This window comes from Acinetobacter sp. Ac_5812, assembly GCF_013072695.1.
Classification (GTDB): Bacteria; Pseudomonadota; Gammaproteobacteria; order Pseudomonadales; family Moraxellaceae; genus Acinetobacter.
The window spans coordinates 1-945 of the sequence record NZ_LXUK01000021.1 but is presented as its reverse complement, the minus strand read 5'-3'; the positions used below and the strand labels follow the sequence as shown (position 1 = coordinate 945).

Here is a 945-nt window from a genome sequence, read left to right as displayed (position 1 = left end):
CGCAAAGTCCGCACTACTGATATCTTTATTGCTTAGACCTTCAAGTGTGCCTTTGCCTGAATCTAAAGTCAGTGTATTCGCTGTGTTCTTAACAACCACCTTACCTGCTTCGAGTTGCGTTTGAGTCGTTCCATTTTCAATATTCACACCCGTCTGACTCAGCACGGTTTTATTTGTTCCCGTACCCGCAGTAACCGTATCAATATTCAGGTCTTTACTTAAACTAAAATCAATCGTGGTAGTGCCTTTACCATCATTCAACGCAGTTGATTTTAGATTGCTTTCACCTGTGGCTAAGCCAATATCTACCGTATCCGTTGGCTTCACTTGTGTTGCTGCCAAGTTACTGTCAGATTTTACATTCCAGCCCTTGTTCGCATTCTGTGCTACATCACTGACTGATTTTAATTGTTCCTCGGTTGCTGCCTGTCTATTGTTATAGCTTGCGTTCGGGTCCCATGTGGTATTGGTTAAGCCATTGATTCGACCTGTCACACCATTAATCGTGACTGGATTACTGCCTGTACCCGATCCAATCGTGACTTGATTGGCAAGACGGATATCCACATTATTGCCTTGGTTACTGATCACAAGGTTACTGTCTGCATTGGAAATATCCACGGTATCATCAGGTGCAACATTGCTCTTACTGGCAGCATTGTTATTGGTGCTGAGGTTCCAACCCTTATTGGCAATTTGCTCAACCTCATGCAACTGACTGCCATTCACCGCATCAGTCGAAGTCGCATTCACATCACCCTTTGCCACATTAGTGATCTTTTGATTGCCTGCACTGATTCCAGTCTTACTAACACTCGGGCTGTTTGCAATTGCATTACCACTGCCATCCACAAAGCTAAGACCACTGCTATTGATCAATGTGCCTGCTGCATTGACACTATCGACTTTCACATCTTTGGCTAATTCAATCGCAAGCTTACCTTG

Annotated in this window: 1 pseudogene; it reads right to left on the bottom strand. The window is 44.0% G+C overall.

The features are described from left to right. Window positions 1-945: pseudogene (locus A7P55_RS13410) on the bottom strand (hypothetical protein); the annotation flags it as partial.